General features: G+C 39.5%; 27 protein-coding genes, 1 tRNA gene and 1 pseudogene. 15 read left to right on the top strand and 14 right to left on the bottom strand.

Annotated features, from left to right (window positions below):
- Positions 1-2 precede the first annotated feature (2 nt).
- The 3 genes from ACZ5XX_RS05900 to ACZ5XX_RS05890 all read right to left on the bottom strand — a co-directional run bounded on the left by ACZ5XX_RS05900 (position 3) and on the right by ACZ5XX_RS05890 (position 1,425).
- Complete coding sequence (locus tag ACZ5XX_RS05900; RefSeq protein ID WP_464583447.1) at positions 3-380, bottom strand: roadblock/LC7 domain-containing protein; 378 nt, start codon at positions 378-380, stop codon at positions 3-5.
- Positions 381-488: 108 nt separating this feature from the next.
- Positions 489-899, bottom strand: coding sequence for a hypothetical protein (locus tag ACZ5XX_RS05895; RefSeq protein ID WP_464583445.1), 411 nt, complete (start codon positions 897-899; stop codon positions 489-491).
- 82 nt (positions 900-981) lie between these two features.
- Positions 982-1,425 carry a hypothetical protein gene (locus ACZ5XX_RS05890; RefSeq protein ID WP_464583443.1) on the bottom strand — a complete coding sequence of 148 codons (444 nt, stop codon included), beginning with the start codon at positions 1,423-1,425 and terminating at the stop codon, positions 982-984.
- Between the two features lie 102 nt (positions 1,426-1,527).
- Here ACZ5XX_RS05890 and ACZ5XX_RS05885 point away from each other — a divergent pair, with 102 nt between their 5' ends.
- From ACZ5XX_RS05885 to cobM, 3 genes are all read left to right on the top strand, one after another.
- On the top strand, positions 1,528-2,010 hold the full coding sequence (locus ACZ5XX_RS05885) for a methyl-coenzyme M reductase family protein (RefSeq protein WP_464583441.1): 483 nt from the start codon (positions 1,528-1,530) through the stop codon (positions 2,008-2,010).
- Positions 2,011-2,109: 99 nt separating this feature from the next.
- The gene (locus ACZ5XX_RS05880; RefSeq protein WP_464583439.1) at positions 2,110-2,367 is read left to right on the top strand and encodes a TIGR00304 family membrane protein; all 258 of its coding nucleotides are present in this window, start codon (positions 2,110-2,112) and stop codon (positions 2,365-2,367) included.
- A complete protein-coding gene (cobM, locus tag ACZ5XX_RS05875) occupies positions 2,364-3,131 on the top strand; it encodes a precorrin-4 C(11)-methyltransferase (RefSeq protein WP_464583437.1) in 768 nt (255 codons plus the stop codon). The genes ACZ5XX_RS05880 and cobM overlap by 4 nt, the downstream gene beginning before the upstream one ends.
- Here the strand turns inward: cobM and ACZ5XX_RS05870 are convergent.
- Positions 3,118-3,525, bottom strand: a complete 408-nt coding sequence (locus ACZ5XX_RS05870; RefSeq protein WP_464583435.1) for a CopG family ribbon-helix-helix protein — start codon at positions 3,523-3,525, stop codon at positions 3,118-3,120. The two genes, cobM and ACZ5XX_RS05870, sit on opposite strands and share 14 nt — an antisense overlap.
- An 85-nt stretch (positions 3,526-3,610) precedes the next feature.
- On the opposite strand from ACZ5XX_RS05870, the gene ACZ5XX_RS05865 reads away from it, so the two are divergent.
- The 3 genes and pseudogenes from ACZ5XX_RS05865 (at position 3,611) to ACZ5XX_RS05855 (ending at position 6,021) form a co-directional block, all read left to right on the top strand.
- Positions 3,611-4,459 carry a metal ABC transporter solute-binding protein, Zn/Mn family gene (locus ACZ5XX_RS05865; protein ID WP_464583433.1) on the top strand — a complete coding sequence of 283 codons (849 nt, stop codon included), beginning with the start codon at positions 3,611-3,613 and terminating at the stop codon, positions 4,457-4,459.
- Between the two features lie 112 nt (positions 4,460-4,571).
- Positions 4,572-5,216: pseudogene (locus ACZ5XX_RS05860) on the top strand (metal ABC transporter ATP-binding protein); the annotation flags it as partial.
- A 10-nt stretch (positions 5,217-5,226) separates the two neighbouring features.
- On the top strand, positions 5,227-6,021 hold the full coding sequence (locus tag ACZ5XX_RS05855) for a metal ABC transporter permease (RefSeq protein ID WP_464583431.1): 795 nt from the start codon (positions 5,227-5,229) through the stop codon (positions 6,019-6,021).
- A gap of 14 nt (positions 6,022-6,035) precedes the next feature.
- On the opposite strand, the gene rpiA is transcribed toward ACZ5XX_RS05855, so the two are convergent.
- From rpiA to ACZ5XX_RS05840, 3 genes are read right to left on the bottom strand one after another with little or no spacing between them, the layout of a single operon-like run.
- A complete protein-coding gene (rpiA, locus tag ACZ5XX_RS05850; RefSeq protein WP_464583429.1) occupies positions 6,036-6,698 on the bottom strand; it encodes a ribose-5-phosphate isomerase RpiA in 663 nt (220 codons plus the stop codon).
- Between the two features lie 21 nt (positions 6,699-6,719).
- Positions 6,720-7,157 carry a UPF0179 family protein gene (locus ACZ5XX_RS05845; RefSeq protein WP_464583427.1) on the bottom strand — a complete coding sequence of 146 codons (438 nt, stop codon included), beginning with the start codon at positions 7,155-7,157 and terminating at the stop codon, positions 6,720-6,722.
- Positions 7,158-8,204, bottom strand: coding sequence for an NAD(P)-dependent glycerol-1-phosphate dehydrogenase (locus tag ACZ5XX_RS05840; RefSeq protein WP_464586258.1), 1,047 nt, complete (start codon positions 8,202-8,204; stop codon positions 7,158-7,160).
- A 145-nt stretch (positions 8,205-8,349) separates the two neighbouring features.
- On the opposite strand from ACZ5XX_RS05840, the gene proS reads away from it, so the two are divergent.
- From proS to thiD, 4 genes are read left to right on the top strand one after another with little or no spacing between them, the layout of a single operon-like run.
- A complete protein-coding gene (gene proS / locus ACZ5XX_RS05835) occupies positions 8,350-9,750 on the top strand; it encodes a proline--tRNA ligase (protein WP_464583425.1) in 1,401 nt (466 codons plus the stop codon).
- Between the two features lie 13 nt (positions 9,751-9,763).
- A complete protein-coding gene (locus ACZ5XX_RS05830) occupies positions 9,764-10,444 on the top strand; it encodes an ARPP-1 family domain-containing protein (RefSeq protein ID WP_464583423.1) in 681 nt (226 codons plus the stop codon).
- A 15-nt stretch (positions 10,445-10,459) separates the two neighbouring features.
- Positions 10,460-11,137, top strand: a complete 678-nt coding sequence (gene cofC, locus ACZ5XX_RS05825) for a 2-phospho-L-lactate guanylyltransferase (RefSeq protein WP_464583421.1) — start codon at positions 10,460-10,462, stop codon at positions 11,135-11,137.
- A 6-nt stretch (positions 11,138-11,143) separates the two neighbouring features.
- Positions 11,144-11,887: a bifunctional hydroxymethylpyrimidine kinase/phosphomethylpyrimidine kinase gene (gene thiD, locus ACZ5XX_RS05820; protein WP_464583419.1), complete on the top strand. Its 744-nt coding sequence runs from the start codon at positions 11,144-11,146 to the stop codon at positions 11,885-11,887.
- On the opposite strand, the gene ACZ5XX_RS05815 is transcribed toward thiD, so the two are convergent.
- The 3 genes from ACZ5XX_RS05815 to ACZ5XX_RS05805 form a co-directional block, all read right to left on the bottom strand.
- Positions 11,882-12,904, bottom strand: a complete 1,023-nt coding sequence (locus ACZ5XX_RS05815) for an adenylosuccinate synthetase (protein WP_464583417.1) — start codon at positions 12,902-12,904, stop codon at positions 11,882-11,884. The two genes, thiD and ACZ5XX_RS05815, sit on opposite strands and share 6 nt — an antisense overlap.
- Positions 12,905-13,036: 132 nt before the next feature.
- On the bottom strand, positions 13,037-13,450 hold the full coding sequence (locus tag ACZ5XX_RS05810) for an FxLYD domain-containing protein (RefSeq protein WP_464583415.1): 414 nt from the start codon (positions 13,448-13,450) through the stop codon (positions 13,037-13,039).
- A gap of 6 nt (positions 13,451-13,456) precedes the next feature.
- Positions 13,457-13,774 carry a DUF4064 domain-containing protein gene (locus ACZ5XX_RS05805; protein WP_464583413.1) on the bottom strand — a complete coding sequence of 106 codons (318 nt, stop codon included), beginning with the start codon at positions 13,772-13,774 and terminating at the stop codon, positions 13,457-13,459.
- Between the two features lie 263 nt (positions 13,775-14,037).
- Here ACZ5XX_RS05805 and ACZ5XX_RS05800 point away from each other — a divergent pair, with 263 nt between their 5' ends.
- On the top strand, positions 14,038-14,559 hold the full coding sequence (locus ACZ5XX_RS05800) for a metal-dependent hydrolase (protein ID WP_464583411.1): 522 nt from the start codon (positions 14,038-14,040) through the stop codon (positions 14,557-14,559).
- An 84-nt stretch (positions 14,560-14,643) separates the two neighbouring features.
- A complete protein-coding gene (gene galE, locus ACZ5XX_RS05795; protein ID WP_464583408.1) occupies positions 14,644-15,621 on the top strand; it encodes a UDP-glucose 4-epimerase GalE in 978 nt (325 codons plus the stop codon).
- Here galE and ACZ5XX_RS05790 read toward each other — a convergent pair.
- Entirely contained in the window at positions 15,614-16,960 is a 1,347-nt protein-coding gene (locus tag ACZ5XX_RS05790) for an MFS transporter (protein WP_464583406.1), read from the bottom strand. The genes galE and ACZ5XX_RS05790 overlap by 8 nt on opposite strands.
- A gap of 305 nt (positions 16,961-17,265) precedes the next feature.
- Between ACZ5XX_RS05790 and ACZ5XX_RS05785 the strand changes: the two genes are divergently transcribed.
- The gene (locus ACZ5XX_RS05785) at positions 17,266-18,507 is read left to right on the top strand and encodes a CPBP family glutamic-type intramembrane protease (protein ID WP_464583404.1); all 1,242 of its coding nucleotides are present in this window, start codon (positions 17,266-17,268) and stop codon (positions 18,505-18,507) included.
- Here ACZ5XX_RS05785 and galU read toward each other — a convergent pair.
- From galU to ACZ5XX_RS05770, 3 genes are read right to left on the bottom strand one after another with little or no spacing between them, the layout of a single operon-like run.
- The gene (galU, locus tag ACZ5XX_RS05780; RefSeq protein WP_464583402.1) at positions 18,479-19,336 is read right to left on the bottom strand and encodes a UTP--glucose-1-phosphate uridylyltransferase GalU; all 858 of its coding nucleotides are present in this window, start codon (positions 19,334-19,336) and stop codon (positions 18,479-18,481) included. The two genes, ACZ5XX_RS05785 and galU, sit on opposite strands and share 29 nt — an antisense overlap.
- A gap of 11 nt (positions 19,337-19,347) precedes the next feature.
- Entirely contained in the window at positions 19,348-19,593 is a 246-nt protein-coding gene (locus ACZ5XX_RS05775) for a hypothetical protein (protein WP_464583400.1), read from the bottom strand.
- Between the two features lie 24 nt (positions 19,594-19,617).
- The gene (locus tag ACZ5XX_RS05770) at positions 19,618-19,911 is read right to left on the bottom strand and encodes a DUF167 family protein (protein WP_464583398.1); all 294 of its coding nucleotides are present in this window, start codon (positions 19,909-19,911) and stop codon (positions 19,618-19,620) included.
- 120 nt (positions 19,912-20,031) lie between these two features.
- Between ACZ5XX_RS05770 and ACZ5XX_RS05765 the strand changes: the two genes are divergently transcribed.
- A tRNA-Leu gene (locus ACZ5XX_RS05765) sits at positions 20,032-20,115 on the top strand.
- Between the two features lie 413 nt (positions 20,116-20,528).
- Positions 20,529-21,614: a transglutaminase domain-containing protein gene (locus ACZ5XX_RS05760; protein ID WP_464583396.1), complete on the top strand. Its 1,086-nt coding sequence runs from the start codon at positions 20,529-20,531 to the stop codon at positions 21,612-21,614.
- The last annotated feature ends 30 nt before the right edge of the window (positions 21,615-21,644 follow it).

Below are 21,644 nucleotides of genomic sequence, written 5' to 3'. Positions count from 1 at the left end.
CTTCACATCTCCTTGAGAATTTCTTCAACCTGACCCGCTCTAGTCTCCATTTCAACAAGTAAAAGCCCCAATTGGGCTTCTGGTTCTGCGAGCACCGTTAATATGGCCTTTTCACCCGCAGGTTTTAAGATTATTATACCCTTCTCAGTTCTTACAGTGATCTCATCCACTGCACCAGTGTTCATCTGGCCAGAAGCCGCCTCAGCAGCCCCCATGATAGTGGAACATAAAGCTGAGAATATTCTCGCATCCACATCAGGGGGTGTGCGAGCATTGATAAGAAGACCTTCCTTGGATACGATCCCACATGCCCTTATCTGTCCAACTTGCATGAAACCTGAAATAACATCATCTAATTTCTCCTTTTTTGTCTTGGTCATAGATTCACCCAACAAAAAAATTTTATCAATATATAATATCCTGCAAAGTCCCCCACCGCGAATATGGATAAACTATCTGTAACCTTATCATACTAGTGATTTTCGATTTTATATCCATTTCACATCTGATGTTGTGAACATGTAATTATATGAAAAGGCAGGATTATAAAAATCATTAGTTATATTTTCTGTTTTAAATGTTAAACAAATGTTTCTCCGCATATAATAGTTTATCCTATCTCCTAGGGAGTCCCTACAATCATCTGGGATCTCCTTTTCTAGATGGGCATACACTATAAGCCTAATTTTATATTTTCCATAAGTTCTATTATATCCTTCTCTTATAGTCTCCACTTTAATGATCTGGACAGAAGACGGTTGTAAAAGCATACTCTTTCTCGTTTCATATTCATAGTATGCATGCCTTGGATAGACTGCGAGTTCATTCATGTTAGCCCCTTGGATGGCACCATCCCTCGCAGCTGCAATAGCAATATCCAATTCCAGACTATCTTCCAAAAAAGAGGATAATAGAATCAGTGCTGAGATAGTGAATCCCAATAGGAGAATATACTCCCCTGTTATCTGCCCTTTATCCATCCTATTTCGCCTCTGTTATCATTATAATAGTCCCATTACCCCTTTTAAGATTCTTGATGCTGTAAGTGAGTCCGGGCCGCAACATAATCCTTCTAGGATTCCCACTAGAATCAACTACAGTAGTAGGATAAATGAGGGATCTACCATACCTACCATTAACCATACCATATACTCCAGTGGAATTGACCCATAACTGGTACCTTGAACCATGAATACTAGTAGGGGTTGTGAAGATCACCTCATGTCCCGGGCCACCAGCCAATACAAGATTAATCTTACCGGCCAATTCATCCATTAAAACCCTTAAATCAGTTAATATCCTCTCCTCATTAGCGTAATCCATCCTATAAGATGCTGTAACCATTAGATAAGATACTATGAAGGACAAGCAGAGGAATGAGACCAGAAAATCCGTTGTGAGAACCCCCTTTTCACATCCTATCATAATATCACAAACCTTAGTATGATAATATGATAAAATATTAATATAATTTTTCCCTTACGATTTTATAGAAGAGCCCCACACAATATAAAATAGGGGATTAAAATGTATAAGATAGTATTATTTAGTGGAGGCCCCTATAGATTCGAGGAATTTGAAGAATATGTTGAAGACATTGGGGGCTTAGTGCTTAAAAAGGATCGTTTCAATGTGAGCAGAGGTGAATACTTCCTAGCCGAGGAAGTTAAAGCTCTAACAATAATACCTGAAGAAGAAGAGGAACAATTAAAGACGATTGTAACTGGAATAAAAGGGTTCATCCAAGAATTACCATTTGACGAAGACAAGAAAAGGAGAATACTACTCTGCATGCTCCTACATGACTCATTGACTAGGAACCCCCAATGGATGGGAGAAGAGGAAATAGAAGAAAAGATAATCTGCCCATGTGAAATCAAACTCTGTGAAAATTCACCAGAATGCTTCGTTGACATTACAGAAGTCCTAGATGCAATGGTGGAAATGGAACTGTTAGAAAAAAGAGATAATAAAGGCATGACCGAATATAGGATAAGGATCAACCAGTAAAACCTTTCAATAGGGGGGAGGTTTGATAAAAGTTAAACACTAACCAGACCATTCAGTGTACGCTGACTTGAGATTCACCGCGGGGAGGTTTGATAAAAGTTGAACACTAACTCACTGATAATAGTTGGGACAATCCTCATAATAGTTGGTATATTCCTCATATTCGCTGGCAGCATCATAGGCATGTTCACCAAGACAAAGGAAGGCGCGGAGGTTAAAACAGGTGGGGTTATAATGATCGGGCCCATCCCCATAATCTTTGGAAGTGATAGGGGGATGGCGATCATAGGATTCCTAATGGCTATAATATTAATGGTAGTAGCTTACATATTATTCTATAGAGGGAGGGTTTTATGAAGGGGAAGGTGTTTTTTATTGGCGGCGGGCCCGGAGACCCAGAACTTTTAACTTTAAAGGCTGTTAAGATAATCAAAGATTCTGATATTATAATATATGCAGGTTCCCTTGTGAACAAGAAGATTTTAGATTTTGCACCTGATTCTGCTAGGATCTATGATAGTTCATCCATGACATTAGATGAGATAGTAAAAGTCATGGTGGATGGTGCCAGCTCCGGGAAGATTATTGCCAGGATACATACAGGTGACCCTTCAATTTATGGGGCTATAATGGAACAGATGAAGGAGCTTAAAAAGAGAAACATCCCATTCGATATTATACCAGGGGTGAGTTCACTTTTCGCTGCTGCAGCCGCCCTTAAACGGGAGTTAACTGTGCCTGGTGTTTCTCAGACTGTTATAATCACAAGACCCCCTGGGAGAACGCCAGTACCCCCAGGTGAAGATCTGGGCGATCTTGCAAGGCATAATTCCACCATGTGCATATTCCTTGGAGTTCATAAAATCGGGGAAGTTGTTAAAAATTTAAGGGAACATTATAGTGATGATACACCCGTGGCCGTGGTTAAAAGGGCTTCGTGGGACGATGAGGAGATAATAAAGGGTAAACTTTCCGATATAGAAAATAAAGTGAAGAAAAGTAATATTCAGAGGACTGCTATTATCATAGTGGGTGATGTTCTCGAACCTGGAGACTTTGAAAGTTCAATGTTATATGATGCTAGTTTTAGTCATGGATATCGTAAGGCTAGATTATTATAAGTTCTAGGTGTTCCATTTTCCCACAATTTCGAAATCTCGAAGTGAGTTCCCTTATTTTTTCAGCTTCACCTTCTAGGATGAAGATTTCAAGACAATTCTTGTTTTTCAAGTGACTGTGAATCTGTGTGTTTATGATAGTCTCATAATCATGTTTGATATCGTTGACCTTGTCTTCAACTTCCCTTTTGTGTATTAAGAAAAGCACGCCGTTAACTTCGCCTTTTATTTTCATTTGTTTCCTCTTAGCATCTATTAACATTCTGGAGGCTGTTCTTATAATGTCTGAGCGGCTTGAAAATCCCATCTCATCTTTCAAAGTGTCTATTTCCTCTAGGAGTTTTTTGCTTATTGAAATGCTGATCACAGCCATAACCAAAACTATATTAATAAACATTTAAAAATGTTATCATAAAAATTATTAAATATTCTCCATATTATTAATAAATTTTTTAAGGATGAAATCAATAAATAATCTACCAATGAAAAAAACCAGAATATTCATATTAATCATAATCGCCATCATAATATGCACACTGTTATATACAACAAGTAAAAGATGGGAAACAAGCCCCGAAGAGAAAATAATCGTAGCAGCATCAATAATGCCCCAAAAGGAATTCATAGAAGCAGTAGGCGGAGACAAAGTAAAAGTCATAGTAATGGTACCCCCAGGAGCAGACCCACACACCTACGAGCCCCAACCAAGCCAATTAAAAGAGCTATCAAAGGCAAAAATCTACTTCCAGATAGGCTCAGGTATAGAATTCGAAAAAACATGGATGGAAAAACTAAAAGAACTAAACCCAAACATGAAGATAATAAACTGCTCAGAGAATATAAAACTCATGAAAGAAGACCCACACGTATGGACATCACCGCGAAACGCCATCATAATAGTTGAAAATATCTGCAAGGCCCTCACAGAAGAAGACCCGAACAACAAAGGATACTACAATGAAAACATGGAAAAATACGTTTCAAGACTCGAAAAATTAGATGGAGAATTCAACCAAACCCTCACAGAAAAACAAAACAAGAAAATATTAGTATATCATCCTGCCTGGGCCTACCTATGCAGAGACTACAAACTAGAACAGATAACAATAGAAAAAGAAGGTAAAGAGCCATCACCACAGACACTCGCAAAGATCATCCAAGAAGCCAAAAAAGACAATATAAAAATAATAATAGTATCACCACAATCCAACAAACAAAGCGTCCAAGCCATAGCAGATGAAATAGATGCAAAGATAGTCACAATAGACCCACTCGCGGAAAACTACATAGAAAACATGGAAAAAATGCTACAAATCCTCAAAGGTATCTGAATTGGATGATAAGATGGATAAAGCTGTTGAAATTAAAAAACTATATTACAAAATCGATAACAAGACAATACTAGAAGATATAAACTTCGAAATTTACAAGAACGAATTCTTAGCTATCATAGGCCCAAATGGCGGCGGCAAGACAACCCTACTCAAGATGATAGTAGGCCTCCTAAAACCAACCAGTGGAAAAATCCAAGTATTCGGCCTCAAACCCGAAGAAGCAAGGGAAAAAATAGGTTACCTCCCACAAAGGCGCCATTTTGACGCAGACTTCCCCATAAATGTCTTCGAAACAGTGCTCATGGGATGCTACCACGCCCCACTTCAAGGCTACACACAAGAAGACAAAGAAAAAGTGGAAAAATGGCTTGAAAGGCTGGAGATCAGCAATTTAAAAGATGAAAGATTGGATAACCTTTCAGGGGGGCAATTACAGAGGGTATTCCTTGCAAGGGCCCTTGTAAGGGAGGGAGAACTTCTATTATTAGATGAACCGACAAGTAGTGTAGACCCCCTATTCCAGGAAAAATTCTACGAAATATTAGATGAACTTAAAAGAGAAATGGCCATTGTAATGGTATCCCATGATATAGGGATGGTCGCAACCCATGTTGACAGGATCGCATGCCTAAACCAGAGATTATTCACCCACGGACCCCCAGGGGAAGCCCTAGAATCTATTGAGGATGTCTATAAGTGCCCAGTAGAATTGATAGCCCATGGGATACCCCACAGGGTTCTGAGAAAACATTAAAGTGACCATTATGATAGGCCTTGAATACCAGTTCATGCAAAACGCCTTCATAGCAGCAATACTCGTAAGCATAGCCTGTGGAGTGGTTGGCACCTATATCGTGATTAAAAGGATAGTATCCCTAAGTGGAGGTATATCCCATGCAGCATTTGGAGGAATTGGCCTCGGTTATTTCCTCGGAATCAACCCCGTGATCACAGCAATACCGTTCAGTATCATATCAGCTTTTCTCATGGGAGTCATCACAAGGAATGTTAAGATCAGTGAAGATACTGCTATTGGAATACTATGGTCAGTTGGAATGTCCCTCGGTGTAATATTTATAAGTTTGACCCCTGGTTATGCCAGCGACCTCTTCAGTTATCTTTTTGGTAACATACTAACGGTTACGAGAACAGATCTTTGGATGATGCTAGTATTAGACTTGATCATAATATCAAGTGTGCTTTTATTTAATAGAGAATTTACCGCCATATCCTTTGATGAAGAATTTTCACAGGTTATAGGGGTTCCTGTAAACTTATTCTATCTGTTGCTTTTAACACTTGTGGCTTTAAGTGTTGTGATCCTTATAAAAGTAGTTGGTATAATCTTGGTGATAGCACTTCTCACCATCCCTGCTGTAACCGCAAGGCAATTCACTTTCAAAATTCCAAGGATGATGATATTATCATCAATGATCGGGATAATATTCACGCTAACAGGTTTATGGGTTTCATACATCCTTGACGTATCCTCTGGGGCCACAATAGTAATGATACTAGCAATATTTTTTATCGCCACCTATATTGTAAAAAGAACATGAAACTCATTTTGTGTTTAAAGTTCGATTATCCCATCTCTTGTACCTACCATCACCCTATCAACACCCCTGGAAAATATGCCGTTTTCTAAGACCCCTGGGATATTGTTTATCTCATATTCTAGGTTTATTGGATCTTCAATAGGTCCGAAATCTGCGTCGATAATGAAATTTCCATTGTCAGTGATCAGCGGCCCATCCTTTGCATCAGAGATTCTGATCTTGACTTCAGCCCCCATAGAATTTAATTCCTCACATACGAGACGAGAAGATGCTGGTATAACCTCTACTGGCACTGGTTTGTCGAGTTTATCTGTGAGTTTAGAATCATCCACTATAACAATAAACTCACTTGCTGAGTAATCTATGATCTTTTCTTGTGTATGGGCCGCCCCACCACCCTTAAGAAGGTTAAAGTCCTTGTCAACCTCATCAGCCCCGTCAACAGCAACATCAACATCATGCTCCATTATACTAGTGATGGGGATCTCCCAATCCCTTGCAAGGAACAATGATTGATAAGAGGTGGGTACCGCGAGTATATCTAGTTCTTCTTTTCGTATGCGCATACCCACTTTTTCTATGAAGTATCGTGCTGTGGAACCGGTGCCAAGGCCAACTACTTGCCCGTCTTTTATCTGCTCGGCGGCTTTATATGCGACCATTTTCTTCAAATTCATCATAATCCCCACACACTTTTTTTATCTGGAGATGATCTCAAGGAGGACCTTGTTCAACTTGTAACCTTTTTTGCATTCATCAACCTTGCCAAGATTCTTCTTGATTTTACATTTATCTGAGGCTCTTATCCCCTCTGGGAAGCATAAACTTCTCATATTGCATTCTTCATCGCATTCAGGAGTTTCAAATAATACTACAGACCCCTCAAATGCCATTTTAGCATCTATTAATGCTTCTATGTCAGCTTTTTCAACCTCAACAACCTTTACTTTTCTGCCTTCATGTATTGGACAAGTATGTACAATATCCTTCACCTCTTTTATCTTGTAGATTCTCCCTGTCTCGAGGGGGTCGATACACACGGATTTATATCTACAATCTTCACAAGCCTTCGCCGGTCTTTGGTACATGAAGGTTAATCCTTTCTTCGCGAGTTTTTCCCCTATTAGTGTTATCAATTATATCACTTCCGTTTTTTTCGCGAGTTTCTCGGCAGCCTCCCTTGTAAGTCCCCTGTCCCCTAATATAGTATACCGTTCCCTGCGTATGGTATGGGCCTTTGTAAGGGCTTCTATTATATACTCTGGTTCTATGCCAAGCTCATAGGCTGTTGTAGGCGCGTGCATTTTTTTCAGGGCGTCTTTTATGAATTTCCAGTCCCCTCCGTGGAGGTGCATCATCATTATCGTGCCGACGCCGCATTGTTCGCCGTGGAGTGCTGGTTTAGGGGCTATTTTGTCGAGGGCGTGGCTGAATTTGTGTTCGGATCCGCTTGCGGGTCTGCTGGTACCTGCTATACTTATGGCTATACCACTGCTTATAAGGGATTTTACAACGAGGCGCGCGCTCCTTTCAAGCCCCTCCTTTATGGCATCAGCAGATTTAATAATCATCTTAGCCGTCATGAGCGAAAGCGCCGCTGCAGATTCACTATATCGCTCATTAAGAAGCCTATGGGCTAGTTTCCAGTCTAGTATGGCTGTATAATTAGATACTATATCAGCACAACCCGAGGCAAGGAGCCTAAATGGGGCTTTGATTATTATGTCTGTATCTGCTATAACACCAATGGGTGATGTTGCCTTCATGGAAACCGATCCCCTTTCACCGTCACGAATTGATGCCCTAGGAGATGCTATACCATCATGGGAGGCGGCAGTGGGTACACTTATAAAAGATAAACCTGCGAGGGTTGCTGCCATCTTGGCAACATCTATAACTTTACCACCACCCACACCCAATACTAGGGAAATATCATCAAGATTTTCCTTGACCATCATAACAGATTCCATTGAAGCCTCCTTAACCTTCATATACTCGGCTTCAAAATCCTCAGCTTCAAGACTACCTATAACATCCTTACCAGCTATCTTAAAGGTCTTATAACCCGTGACAACCATAACCTTACCTTTGAATCTGAGATCTTTACATATGATCCCCGTATTTTTTATCACACCCGGGCCAGTGTGTATTTCCCTTGGCAATTCTATCTTCCTCGGATTCATCTCCATCACAAACAACAACTTTAAATAAGGAATAAAATAATCTTTCACCATTAAAAATTTTATTTACTGATAAAAATATTTTTGGAGGAAAAAATTATAGGAGTTTCTAAAGCCCACATAAACCCTCATTGAATGGTGGATAAAAATGATAGATTTCAGTGAATGGTTCCATAATATCCTAGAGGAGGCAGAAATAATCGACTCAAGATATCCCATCAAGGGTATGAATGTATGGTTACCCTATGGTTTCCAGTTACGGAAACACACCCTAAAAATCCTCCGAAACATCCTAGACCGGGACCATCAAGAAACCCTATTCCCACTCTTAATACCTGAAGATCAACTTGAAAAGGAATCAATCCATGTAAAAGGTTTCGAAGATGAAGTCTACTGGATAACCCATGGAGGACTTACAAAGTTAAACAAGAAACTAGCCCTCAGACCCACTAGTGAAACAGCAATGTACCCAATGTTCTCGTTATGGATAAGATCCCACACAGATCTCCCATTGAAGATCTACCAGATAGTTAACACTTTCAGGTATGAGACAAAGCATACAAGGCCACTTATACGTGTAAGGGAGATCACAACATTCAAAGAAGCCCATACAGTACATGGGACAATGGAAGAAGCTGAAGAACAAGTCCAAGAGGCTATCAGACTTTACAAGGAGTTCTTTAACAGCCTAGCAATACCATATATTATAACGAAGAGGCCACCATGGGACAAATTCCCAGGATCCAACTATACAATAGCCTTTGACACGCTACTACCAGATGGCAAAACATTACAAATCGCAACTGTTCACAACCTTGGACAAACCTTCTCCAAAACTTTCAATATAAAATTTGAAACACCCACGGGTGAACACGAATACGCATACCAGACCTGTTACGGATTATCTGATAGGATCATAGCATCCATAATAGCCGTCCACGGAGACGATTCAGGCCTGCGCCTACCACCAAAGGTCGCACCATATCAGATAATCATAGTACCAATAATCTTCAAAGAAGAAGCAGAAGAGGTTATGAAAGCCTGTGAAGAAATCAGATACAGATTAGAGGATTCTGGCTTCCGAGTGAAACTAGATGATAGAGATATAAGGGCCGGGAGAAAATATTACGAATGGGAGATGAAAGGAGCGCCACTCCGCATAGAAATCGGGCCAAGAGACCTTAAAAAGAAGGTTGTGGTAGTTGCAAGACGGGACACCAAAGAAAAAATTGAAATAAAACTAGAAAACCTAGAAGAAAAAATAGATAAAATACTCCATGATATTACTAGAATGTTAAGAGAAGAAGCATGGAAAAAAATGCGAGAAAATATAAGAACAGCCCCCAACCTCAAGGAAGCGAAAAAAATAATAGAGGAAAAAAAGGGCATAATCTCATTCCCATGGTGCGGAAATGAAGAATGCGGGAAAAACATAGAAGAAAAGATAAAAGTAGACATCCTCGGGGTAAGCGAGGCTAAGAAGAAAAGTTCCTGTATAAATTGTGGGAAAGAAGCCGAATATAAAGCTTTCCTAGCTAAAACATACTAATGGAGAATATACCATGAACCTGAGGGCCCTGATCCTAATCAGCCTCATAATAATCTTCGCAGGGGGGCTAGGATTCCTCTGCTACCTCCACCAGGAGGGTATAACCCTCAAGGAAGCATATGAAAAAGGAAACGTTAACATAACCCAGATAACCCCTGCCGGGACAATCCCCCATCAAGTACTTGTCTCCACCAATAGCGAAGAGCCAGTAAAAGTGGAAAAGGGAACAATCTTAACCAACCCAGGATCAGAAGACCTTGTAATTGCAAGGGACGAAATAATACCCCCAAAGGGTAACAGTACAATACCAGCCTATTGTATCGAACCAGAACAAAGCGCCATTAAAGGAAGCCACCTAAACGTGTCAGATAAAGCCCCAACTATGATACAAGAGGTCATAGAATTATCAAACCCAGAAAATCCCTCAGAAGCATTTAACACACAATTAAAAATCTGGTTACTGGCGAGAGGATCCAACTTTGACATATACAGTGGAGAAGTCTATTACACAGTAAGGGCAAACAACATGTATTTCTACCAATTCAAGGAAAACCTTTCATTTACAAAGGCAGAGCTCATGGCAAAATTCAACCTCACCGAAGAACAACTAAATTCCATGAACATAAACAGCACAATACTCGCAGGTGGCAAAAACTGGCTGGACGAAATCATGGAATTCCTCGGACTAAAATAGAGGGGATCAAAGAACATGAAAATTTATGGAATCATCCCTGTTTCACCATTCGCACATGCAAAAACGAGACTTTCACCAACACTGTCACCATCAGAAAGAGAGAACCTCCTAAAAGTCATGCTAAAAGACGTTACAAAAAGTCTGAAAAAAAATTTAGATGAAGTAATCGTCATAAGCGCCGACGAAGAAGTTCTCCACTTCTCCAATGAACTAGGAGTCCAAACACTCAAAGAAAAGGGCCAAACAGACCTTAACGGGGCCCTGGAACAGGCAGTCAAATGGTGCGAATCTAAATGTGACAGGATCATAATAGTACCATCAGATGTGCCGCTAATCGGCAAAGCCAACCTAGAAAGATTAATCAAGGACGCGGAAGAATATGATGTGATAATAGCCCCCGCCAAGGGCGGCGGGACAAACGCACTCCTATTCCCCCCAGGGACTATAAGATTGCGCTTTGGGGACTGCAGCTTTTTCGAACATGTGAAAGAGGCTAAAAGATTAAACTTCTCCATCAAAATCCATGATTCATTCTACCTATCCCTTGATGTTAACACTGCCGAAGACCTCGGCGAGATAATACTCCATGGAAAAAACACCTACACCCAATCCTACCTAGAAGATCTCAAACTGAAAGTGAAACCCTCAAGGGGTGCTGAAAGACTCCGAATAGAAAAAGAACCCAAAAGGTAATTTCAGATGATCGCATTAACAATCGCCGGATTCGACCCATCCGCTGGCGCGGGCATTCTAAACGATGTTAAAACATTCTCAGCCCTCAAAGTTTATGGAGCAGCCGCCATAACGGCCTTAACAGCCCAAAATCCTATTAGAGTTGCCAGTATACACCCCCTACCCCCAAGGTTCATAGAAGAACAAATAGACCTAATCATGGAATACCTGCCCATAGAATATGCAAAAACAGGAATGCTATACTCAGAGGATATCATAAAAACAGTCACACGGAAAATACGAGAATACAAGCTTAAAACAGTCACAGACCCGGTTATGATAGCAGAGTCAGGTTCGCCGCTAGCAGTAAAAGGAACAATCAAAGCCCTTAAAAAATACCTACTCAAAGAATCCATACTAGTAACACCCAATCTACAAGAAGCCGAAGCACTATCCAATACAAGAATAAAAACAATCAAAGACGCTGAAAAAGCCGCTAAGAAAATAGGCAGAAAATGCAATGTAATAATCACAGGAGGCCACCTAAAGGGTAAGAACATATTTTTTGATGGTAAAATCGAAATCTTCGAAGAAAAGTTAATAAAAAGCAAAAACACCCATGGAAGTGGGTGTTCATTTTCAGCAGCTATAGTCGCCTACCTAACAAGGGGTTTCAGCCTAGAAGAAAGTATAAAAATGGCCACAAGGTTCGTAAAGGAAGCCATACGCCATGGCAAGTGGGGGACACCCAACCAATTCTGGAAACTATAAAAGTTCATCCCTCAGATCAATAGTATCCTCAAGATCCGGGCCAGTAGATATTATAGTCACCGGAACCCCTGTAGCATCCTCTATCTCCTCAATGAACCTCTTAGCCTCGCCTGAAAGCTTGGAATACTCACGAACCCTTTCACACCTTGGATATAAACGATCAACACAAGTAACCGCTATTTGTGTTGTCCCATTTATCATGCATGATTCCCTTGCCATGTCCATGTCAAAGAGACCTATCCTCCGCCTCCTACCCGTGACTGTCCCATACTCTTCCAATCCCATCTTCTCGGCTTCTTCTTGGCTTATCTCCGTGGGGAACGGCCCCTTACCTACTCTTGTAGCATATGCTTTGAATACTGTTATAACCTCATCTACGCGTGTTGGTCCAACACCCACATCAGCTGCAGCCGTGCTTGCAGTGGTATCTTTACTAGTGACATAAGGGTAGGTCCCGTAGTAGAGTGAGAGGCCAAAACCTTGTGAACCTTCAATGAAAACATCACCCCCCTCGTCAAGGGTCTTGTTTATTTCAAGGGGGACATCAGTCAAATATTCTTCTAGTTCGGGTATTTCCCTTGCAAGTTTGGCAGTTCTCATGACCCGCTCTGCATTCGCAGGACCGCACCCCGTACCTGTACTCCCAATCTTCTTTGACAAGTAATCAGATGCTCTGTCCTGGATTTTATGTTTTTCTTCGATGATAGCACATCTATAATCTATGAAAGTTCTTCCCTGGACATTATATTTGTTCAGATTTTCCATTTCGTGGAGGAAGACTTCAGGGTCTATTAGTACACCGGCTCCTATTAGTAGCTTAGCATCCATGTGAATAAAACCAGACGGTGTGAGTCTTAAGGCATACTTTTCGCCTTTGAACTCTACGGAGTGCCCAGCGTTAGGTCCTACACCAGCCCTAGCAATTATGGATGGTTTATCATGGTAACAGAGGTAAGTGATGCATTTTCCCTTACCTTCATCGCCCCATCCGCCACCTACTAGTACAGTACATGTCATATTTATGCTCTCCAAATAGTTTTTATTCTGCCTCTCATATATTAGGAGGATGATTAATAAAAAATTTTTCTATCTAGAAGAAATAAGACAATCTTGGAAGAACTCAAAAAAAAGGGAAAAATAGAATGTTGATCAGACGTTTAGAGTGGTCTTGTATATGGCCGAACTTTCATCTCCACTTGAGAATGGATCCTCGAATATCATTAGATCAACTTTTGCTGGCGTACCTGCATCTATGTAGGAATAAGTGCTGAATTTAACAGATTGACCTGACTTAACATTATTAATGTTCCATGCTAGTGGGTCTTCTTGTATGACACTGCCTTCTGCATCATACCATCTAAGCACAATTTCGAGGTAGTCAAAATCCCTTGACGGTGTTATTTGACCTTTTATGGAATAATAACCATAACCTTCCGGGATTACTTCAAGGTTTTCTACTTTTAGGTCAGAATTCTCTGCGTTTAGGTCGGTGTCTGACGTGCTGGTACATCCGCACACAGCCACTGCAAGCATTACTAATAGTAGGGGTGCGATTGCCCTCATATTCTCTCACCTCCTTATAATTGCTAAAATACCGCTTATACCTAAAAATATTGTTCCAGGGATTGCGAATGCTGATATGCTTATCAGGAGCCATATAGCACTCACAATCAATATTATACCACCATTTCTTGGGTTTTCACGCACATAGACGGCGCCTATTATACCAAGGATAGATGCCATCACCGCACTTATACCAAGATAAAATATCTTTGATGCAAACACTGAAAAAAAGATTGCAAAAAGGCCGCCAAGGAGTCCGAATATGCTCCCAATTATCCCAAGCACCATTTCAAGTATCCTAGAATTCCGCATTTCCTCAACCAATTCAACCACCCTCCACAATATCCATTATTTTGTACACATAAAATATTAAAACATCTAATATATAAATATAACTGTTATCAGATAATAAAATAATATAAAAAAAGCGTACCCATACTAAAAATTAACATAAGTAGGAATAAAATAAACTATAACACTTAACGGATAATGCAGAAAGCAAAAAAATTTAATCGCTGAAAAACTGAAAATAGTAAAAATATTACGTACATCCCCAAAACAACAAAAGAATATTCAAGGAGGATAATATGGATATACTAACCCACATATTCATACCCTTGACAATAATATACTTCTTCAGAAAAGAACTCAACCCCTATTATACATTCACCTTAGCCCTCTTCAGCCTACTCCCAGACCTCGACAAGGTAATAGGATTGCCCGGCATCCTACATTCCATCATCACACTAACAATCATTATATCACCCCTACTCATAATCGAAAAAATCACCAGAAAATCCTGGACTTATACAAGTATAATAGCCTTCTTTATATTCTCACACCTCCTACTCGACCTCCTAGACACCTCCCCAATATTCCCACTCTACCCACTCATTGACACAGGCCTAATAATAGAATTCCCCATGAAGGTATCATTCAACAACCCCGGTTTTCTATTCATAGGCCCGCCCATAAAGATAACCTACACTAGACTCGAAACAGGTTTTAACACATACACAGGGGTCATATCAGGTTTTGGGATAGCTTCAATGCTCCTTTTCATCACACTAACCATGATAATTAAAAAAAGAGAAAAAGAACAAGCATAATAGGGATCAACCTCACACACCGAGGATGTGAATCCCCCCCACATTCGAAAATTGTATAATAGACCGCCCCCAATACCTTATAATATGATATTCATTGTTGGAGGTGCAGGTTACATCGGATCCCATGTTAACAAATTCCTATCAAATAAAGGATATAAAACACTAATATTCGACAATCTGAGTAAAGGACATGAAGAATTTGTTAAATGGGGGGAATTCATAAAAGGAGACCTTAAAGACAGAAGATTACTTGACAGGATCTTCAGAGAATATGATATAAGTGCGGTGATGCACTTCGCAGCCCTCACAGATGTAAGAGAATCCATCCAAGACCCAAGATCCTATTACAAAAACAACGTCAAGAACACATTGAATCTCATAGAAGCCATGCAAAAAAGTAACGTTAAAAATTTCATTTTCTCATCTACCTGTGCAGTCTATGGAAACCCCATAAAAGTTCCAATAACCGAAGATCACCCATGCAATCCCATAAGCCCCTATGGCCGCTCCAAGCTCATGATAGAAAACATCCTAGAAGATTATAGTAACGCATATGATTTCAACTACGTTTCACTGAGATACTTTAACGCCGCTGGTGCAGACCCCCAAACCGAAATAGGGGAATGGCACAAACCAGAAACCCACTTAATACCAATAATATTAGATGTTGCAATAGGTAAAAGGGAAAATGTTCAAATCTTTGGCACAGATTATCCAACACCAGACGGTACCTGTATAAGAGACTACATACATGTGATGGACCTCGCAGACGCACATTACAGAGCCCTTAAATTTCTAGAAGAGGATAAAAGCGGAATATTCAACCTAGGCAATGGTGATGGATTCTCAGTCAAAGAAATTATAGAAACATGTAGAGAAGTTACAGGAAAAAAAATACCTGCAATTGAATCGCAGAGAAGACCGGGAGACCCGCCCCGCCTCATCGGAAGCTCAAAAAAAGCCCGCGAAATCCTCGGGTGGAAACCAAAATTTACCAGTATAAAAAGTATAATTGAAACGGCATGGGAATGGCACCAAAAACTTAACAATGAGATTATCTAGCCTTCAATGTTAACAGAAGCCCCACTATTAGAAGCAGGATAAAGGATATAAATGACACAACCATAAGAGCCTGGAAAGACCCCCTACCAGCTGCAATAGATCCCCCACCAAGATATATATTAACGAAAAGAACTATCAAGGCCATGCCAATAAGCTGACCAAGCACCCTAAATGTCACCAGTGTTGCAGATGCCACACCCAAAAATCTTCTCTCCACAGCCTCCATAACAAGCTTACTATTCGGGATGGAAAAAAATGCAAAACCCAAACCCATGAAAACCAATCCAAGGGCGATCAAATACAAAGAACCTAAAAATGAAAATATAACCATGGCCCAGATTATGATAACTATACCTGTTGCAGCCACACCCTTCGGACTCTTCTTATCCGAAAGTTTCCCGGCTACAGGAGACACCAATGCTATGAGGATAGGTTGGATTGCAAGTATCATACCCGTCTTCCAAGGATTTAACCCATGAAAATATTGAAGATATAAACTCAAAAGAAAAATCACAGGATACCCAGCAAAATAACTTATAAAAGTTGTGAATCCATTCCATATGAAACTTCTATTCTCAAACAATCTAACATCAAACAAGGGACTATCATATCCAACCTCATACCTATAGAAAAAATAGGATAAAACAACCCCCAAGATGAAAAATAACAAACCATAAAAAGATCTGACCAATGAAAACCCTACAATGATTAGAATCAGCGAAGAGGCCATTAAAAATGCGCCCAGGAAATCGAACCTTTCACCTTCAGCTTCCCTCCATTCAAATTCTATCTTCCCAATGGCATAAGCACATAAAGCACTTAATGGCACATTAAAATAAAAGATACTCCTCCAACCAAAATACCGCGTCAAAAAACCTCCAAGGGCGGGGCCAAAAAACAATCCAAAATAGGTTCCAGTAGCAGACCATCCAAGGGCATAACCTCTCTCAACCGGTGGAAAAACAGAAAATATAATAGCTGAAATATTACTGAATATCATAGCACCCCCAATACCTTGAATAACCTTAAATAATAACAGCATCTCCGCAGAAATGGAAAAACCGGCAAATATAGAAGAAACTGTGAACAAGATAATGCCAAACTGAAATATCCTCCTCCTCCCATAAATATCAGCAAGACGACCCATAGGGATAAGTAGGCTGCCAACAGCAAGCAAATAAACAGTAGGCACCCAAGCCAATACAAAAGGATCCATAGCAAACTCTAAACCTATACTTGGAAGAGCCACATTTATGGATGAAGCTACAAAAGGCGTTAAAAAAGATGCTAAAATTGCCATGAGGAAAGCATATGACCGCGGATCCTCAATAATCTTCATGGATAAAAAATCTATAAAAGCTATTATATGAAACTTTGATGCAAAGGTGATAAGTAATGAAATTCTCGGGGAACATCACCATGAAGAGGAGCTTAAATTAAAAAAAATAATAAACTTGAACGGCACCATACAATGTCCTGAAGAGCCCGCACTACAATAACCACAATAGGTCTGGTGTGAAAATAATCTTATAAGTACCCTAAACTTGAAAAAACGGCCTCTATCCGAAAGTCAAAGAGAGATTCCCATGGGGAGGTGAACTTTCCAATGGGAATGGCGAATATCAAATGGGAGGGAGAAAACCCTTGAAAGAAAATTTTGAAAAACTTCAAGCAGAACTTCTAAAATCTGCCCATAGGGGAGATCTAAAAAGAACAGCTGAAATACTCTTAAAATTAGGGAGAGTTTACCAGGAAGTTAACATGAAAGACCATGCCCTTGAAAGTTATAAAAACGCCAAGAAACTTTATAATAAATGCAAAAATCCTAGAGGGGAAGCGCTTTCAATCCTTAATATTGGTATAATCCATGAAAAAAAAGGAAACCATAAAAACGCCCAGAAAATGTATAAAGAAGCCGCTGAGAAATTCAAAAGACTCAATGACACTAAAAATCAAGCCAAAGCCATATACCATCATGCCAGACTATTAGAAGAAGAAGGCAAATTTGAAGATGCCCTCAAATTATACAAGAAGTACCATAAACTCTGCACTCTAATAGATGATACTAATCTTGTACTGTCATCCTATGCCAAAATAAAAAGTATAGAAGGATATTTATCTGAACAGCCTATAAATAGGGATTTGCTATCACTTATAGGCTATCCCATCGTTATACTTCTCGCCGAAATCTTAACAGTATACATAAATGTTTTAGCTGGCCTTGGGGCCCATGTCCTCATATTATTTGCTTTGTTGATTCATTCTTCCCTAGTCTCCAATGAAAAGTTGAAAAGACTTTTAAATTCTATGATAATACTGCCCTTGATCAGGATTGTAAGTTTTTCAATACCTGTAGTGACTCCCCAGATCTATCAGTTATTAATAATATCATTGCCACTTTTTGCCTTAGCATATGTATTAATGAAAACCCAGAAATCGAAAGTGGAAGAAGTTGGTTTAATCTTGAAGAAACCCAATTTACAGTTTTTAATAGCTTTAACCGGGTTCCCTATAGGTTATATTGAGTTTATGATCTTGCATCCGAAGCCATTCATACCAATGTCAACTTTTCCATATCTGCTTGTAGGCTTTTTTATATTAATATGCGCGGGGCTTGCAGAAGAGCTACTTTTCAGGGGAATATTACAAAGAAATTCGGAAAAGCTTCTAGGAGTTTCACCCGGTTTGTTATATGCTTCAGTACTCTTCACTATCTGTCATGTTGGATGGGGATCCCTCTATGAGCTCATATTTGTATTCCTCGTTGCCATATTCTATGGTTATATGTATCAGAAAACAGAGAGTATTGTTGGTATAACATTCTCACATGGATTATGCAATTTCATGGTTTTCCTTTTCATACCCTTTCATTTAGCAGCTCTTTGAGATGGTCTATGATGTCCTCTTTTATGCCCTCATCTTCTAATGCGAATTCTATGGATGTTTTAAGCCAGTCAATCTTGTTACCAATATCATAGGTTTTACCATTGAACACATAACCATAGATTCTATCAAGAAATCTCATAGCATCTGTTAATTGAATTTCACCACCCACACCTGGGCTAGTGTTCTCTATGTGATCAAATATTTCATTTTCAAGCACATAGCGTCCTATTATGGCAAAATTAGAAGGAGCTTCTTCAGGTGAAGGTTTTTCGACAAGATCCTCCACTATATAAAGGTCTTCTGTCAGAGTTTTTGGTTTGATCACACCATACATTTCAACCTTTTCCTTAGGGACCTTTTCCACTGCAATAACTGACGAACCATACTCCTCATATGTGTCCATAAGCTGTCTAGTACATGGTATATCTGAGATTGTTATAGTATCCCCTAGGAGCACCGCGAATACTTCTTCGCCATCAACATGCTTCTTAGCACAATATATAGCATCTCCAAGGCCTCTTTGCTCCTTTTGTCTTACATAGTAAATATCTGCTAGTTCGGAGATTTTTTCAACACTCTCTAAAAGTTCGTGTTTTCCGTTCTTTTCAAGGAAATATTCAAGTTCAAAGGATTTGTCAAAATGATCTTCAATTGATCGTTTACCCTTTCCTGTTACAATAAGTATATCATCTATACCTGAGGCAACCGCCTCTTCAACAACATATTGTATTGTTGGCTTGTCATATACTGGTAACATTTCCTTTGGTTGAGCTTTAGTAACTGGTAGAAACCGCGTGCCCAGACCCGCTGCTGGTATAACCGCTTTCATATAAACCCCCACTATTTCAGTATTGTGATGATCTTATAGATTAATATTCCTGCGAATACTATTAACAATGGTATTATCACAATATCGGATTCTGATATAAAAGCTTTTATCTTCTTGCTTTTGTTTTCATCCGCCTCTAAAACTTCCCTTAATCCAAGGAATATTACTAATGTAATAACTGCTATTATACCATATATCATGGTCTGACTTGTAGTAGGAGTAATGTTACTGGTCGTCACGGATATTATGGATATCATAATGTTTGTTTTTATCAGCTATCATTAATAACTTTTTTTCTTCAATTTTTTCATGAAATCATCCTTATCAATTTTTCTAATCTTCAAAGTTTTATATGGACTTTTAATACCACGTACGATTTCAACTTCTCTCCCGGTAATAATAGAAAATTCTTTTATAAGTTCTTTGTTAGCCTTTCCCTTTGATGGGGGAGATCTCACTTTAACTTCTAATCTTTTTCTCCATGGATTATAATCGCCTATTTCAAACTTTTGCGACCTTACAGAAACTTCTATATCAACTAAAATGTTGTTACCCTCCTCTTTTATAGCCCTCATCCTCCTTTCACCTCCACGAAAAAAAAATTCATCCGAAAAATTTATATAATGACCATAATATATCAATGGTCTGAAAAAGCTAAATGTTTCCTCCTTTTTAGTTCTTCCCACTATCTACATGCAGGGGTGGTCGAGTGGTCAAAGGCGCTAGGTTGAGGGCCTAGTGGGGGAGTCCCTTCGCGGGTTCGAATCCCGTCCCCTGCATCTATATCCTCCCAATTTCCCATGAACCTATCATTTTCCCCTTTGTATGATCAAGGCACAATAGAAGAGGGTATGAGAAGGTGTGAGAGCACCAAAAGATGCTTCTTTATCCATGACCATCCACATTTTATTACCTTTATAAGTTTTAGAGATGACTTTGTTGAACAATATAAGATCGTTTAGAGCTCAAACTTCCAAAATACTCTCTAATAATTTAAACCAACACTTTAGATGAATGAAAACCTTTAATAACGTTTTTTATTTTTTAAGAAGCTCTGAGATCGTCTTTTTCCCAAAATTGGACCAAAATATTTATATATGAGATCCGTGTCACAATGTTATATCATCCCAGCACCCTGATATAAGGGCTGGGATATGGAGGCGGTAAAATTTCGATTAAAGGGTTAATCTACATGCTAATGGCATGCTTCCTCATATTAAATATAGGAGGATGCCATGCACAAGATAACATAACAGTCAATAATACCCAAGGAGATTATCAATCTGAAAATTCGTATGCTGCAGCCGGGGATGTCCAGACACCCGTAACAACAAAGGACGTGATAACCGCGGCTAAAACAGTTAAAAGTTATACAGAAAAGAACAATGCAGTTCCACCAACTGTCCAAGTCGGAAGTCAAAAAGTGACGAAAGAACAATTCACATATCTCATGGCACAAGCCATCCTAAACATCAACAAGTACTATAAAACAACAACTACAATAACTCCAATAAAAGTCTTACCAGCATCCAATCCAACAGGAACAGCAACAGGCACCCTAACAAAATCAAATTACATCAAATCAACATCTTCATTGGCCAATTTCATAAAAACAAATGGCAGATTACCCAATTATGTAACTACCAACATTGGACGGGTAAACCCAGAGAGCATAGCCTATACAATGAGCAAAATACTCGCATTCTATAATGACAAGGGCAGATTACCCAATTATGTTACAGTGAAAAACATCCAAACAAAAAATTCAGGATCATCAACAAATTCAGGAAGTTCAACAACAGAGCAAGGAAACACATCAAATTCTGGACTCAGCCAGTATCTTGTGGCTACTGCGAATTGTCAGGTGAATGATCCTAGTATTCAGAAATTGGCGGCTCAGTTAACTGCTGGTCTTACAAGTGAATGGGATAAGGCCAAAGCCGTCTTTGAATGGGTCAGGGATAATATAAGCTACAGTTTCTATTATAATACGAGGTATGGTGCTGTTGGAACCCTAAAATACAGGACTGGTAATTGTTGTGACCATGCACATCTTGTCGTGGCACTTGCAAGGGCAGCCAGCCTTCCAGCACGCTACATGCATGGAATCTGCACATTCTCCAGCGGAACCTATGGACATGTCTGGGCACAAATCTACATCAAAGGAGCATGGTATAACGCGGATGCAACAAGCACTAGGAACAGTTTAGGTGTAATAAACAGTTGGAACACAGCAACAGCAAAAATACTGGGAATATATGCAAGCCTACCATTCTAGGCTCCCTATACGCCCCCCCACAATTCCTTT

The sequence above is a fragment of the Methanothermobacter crinale genome (assembly GCF_055397825.1).
This window is presented reverse-complemented; position numbering and strand designations above follow the sequence as displayed.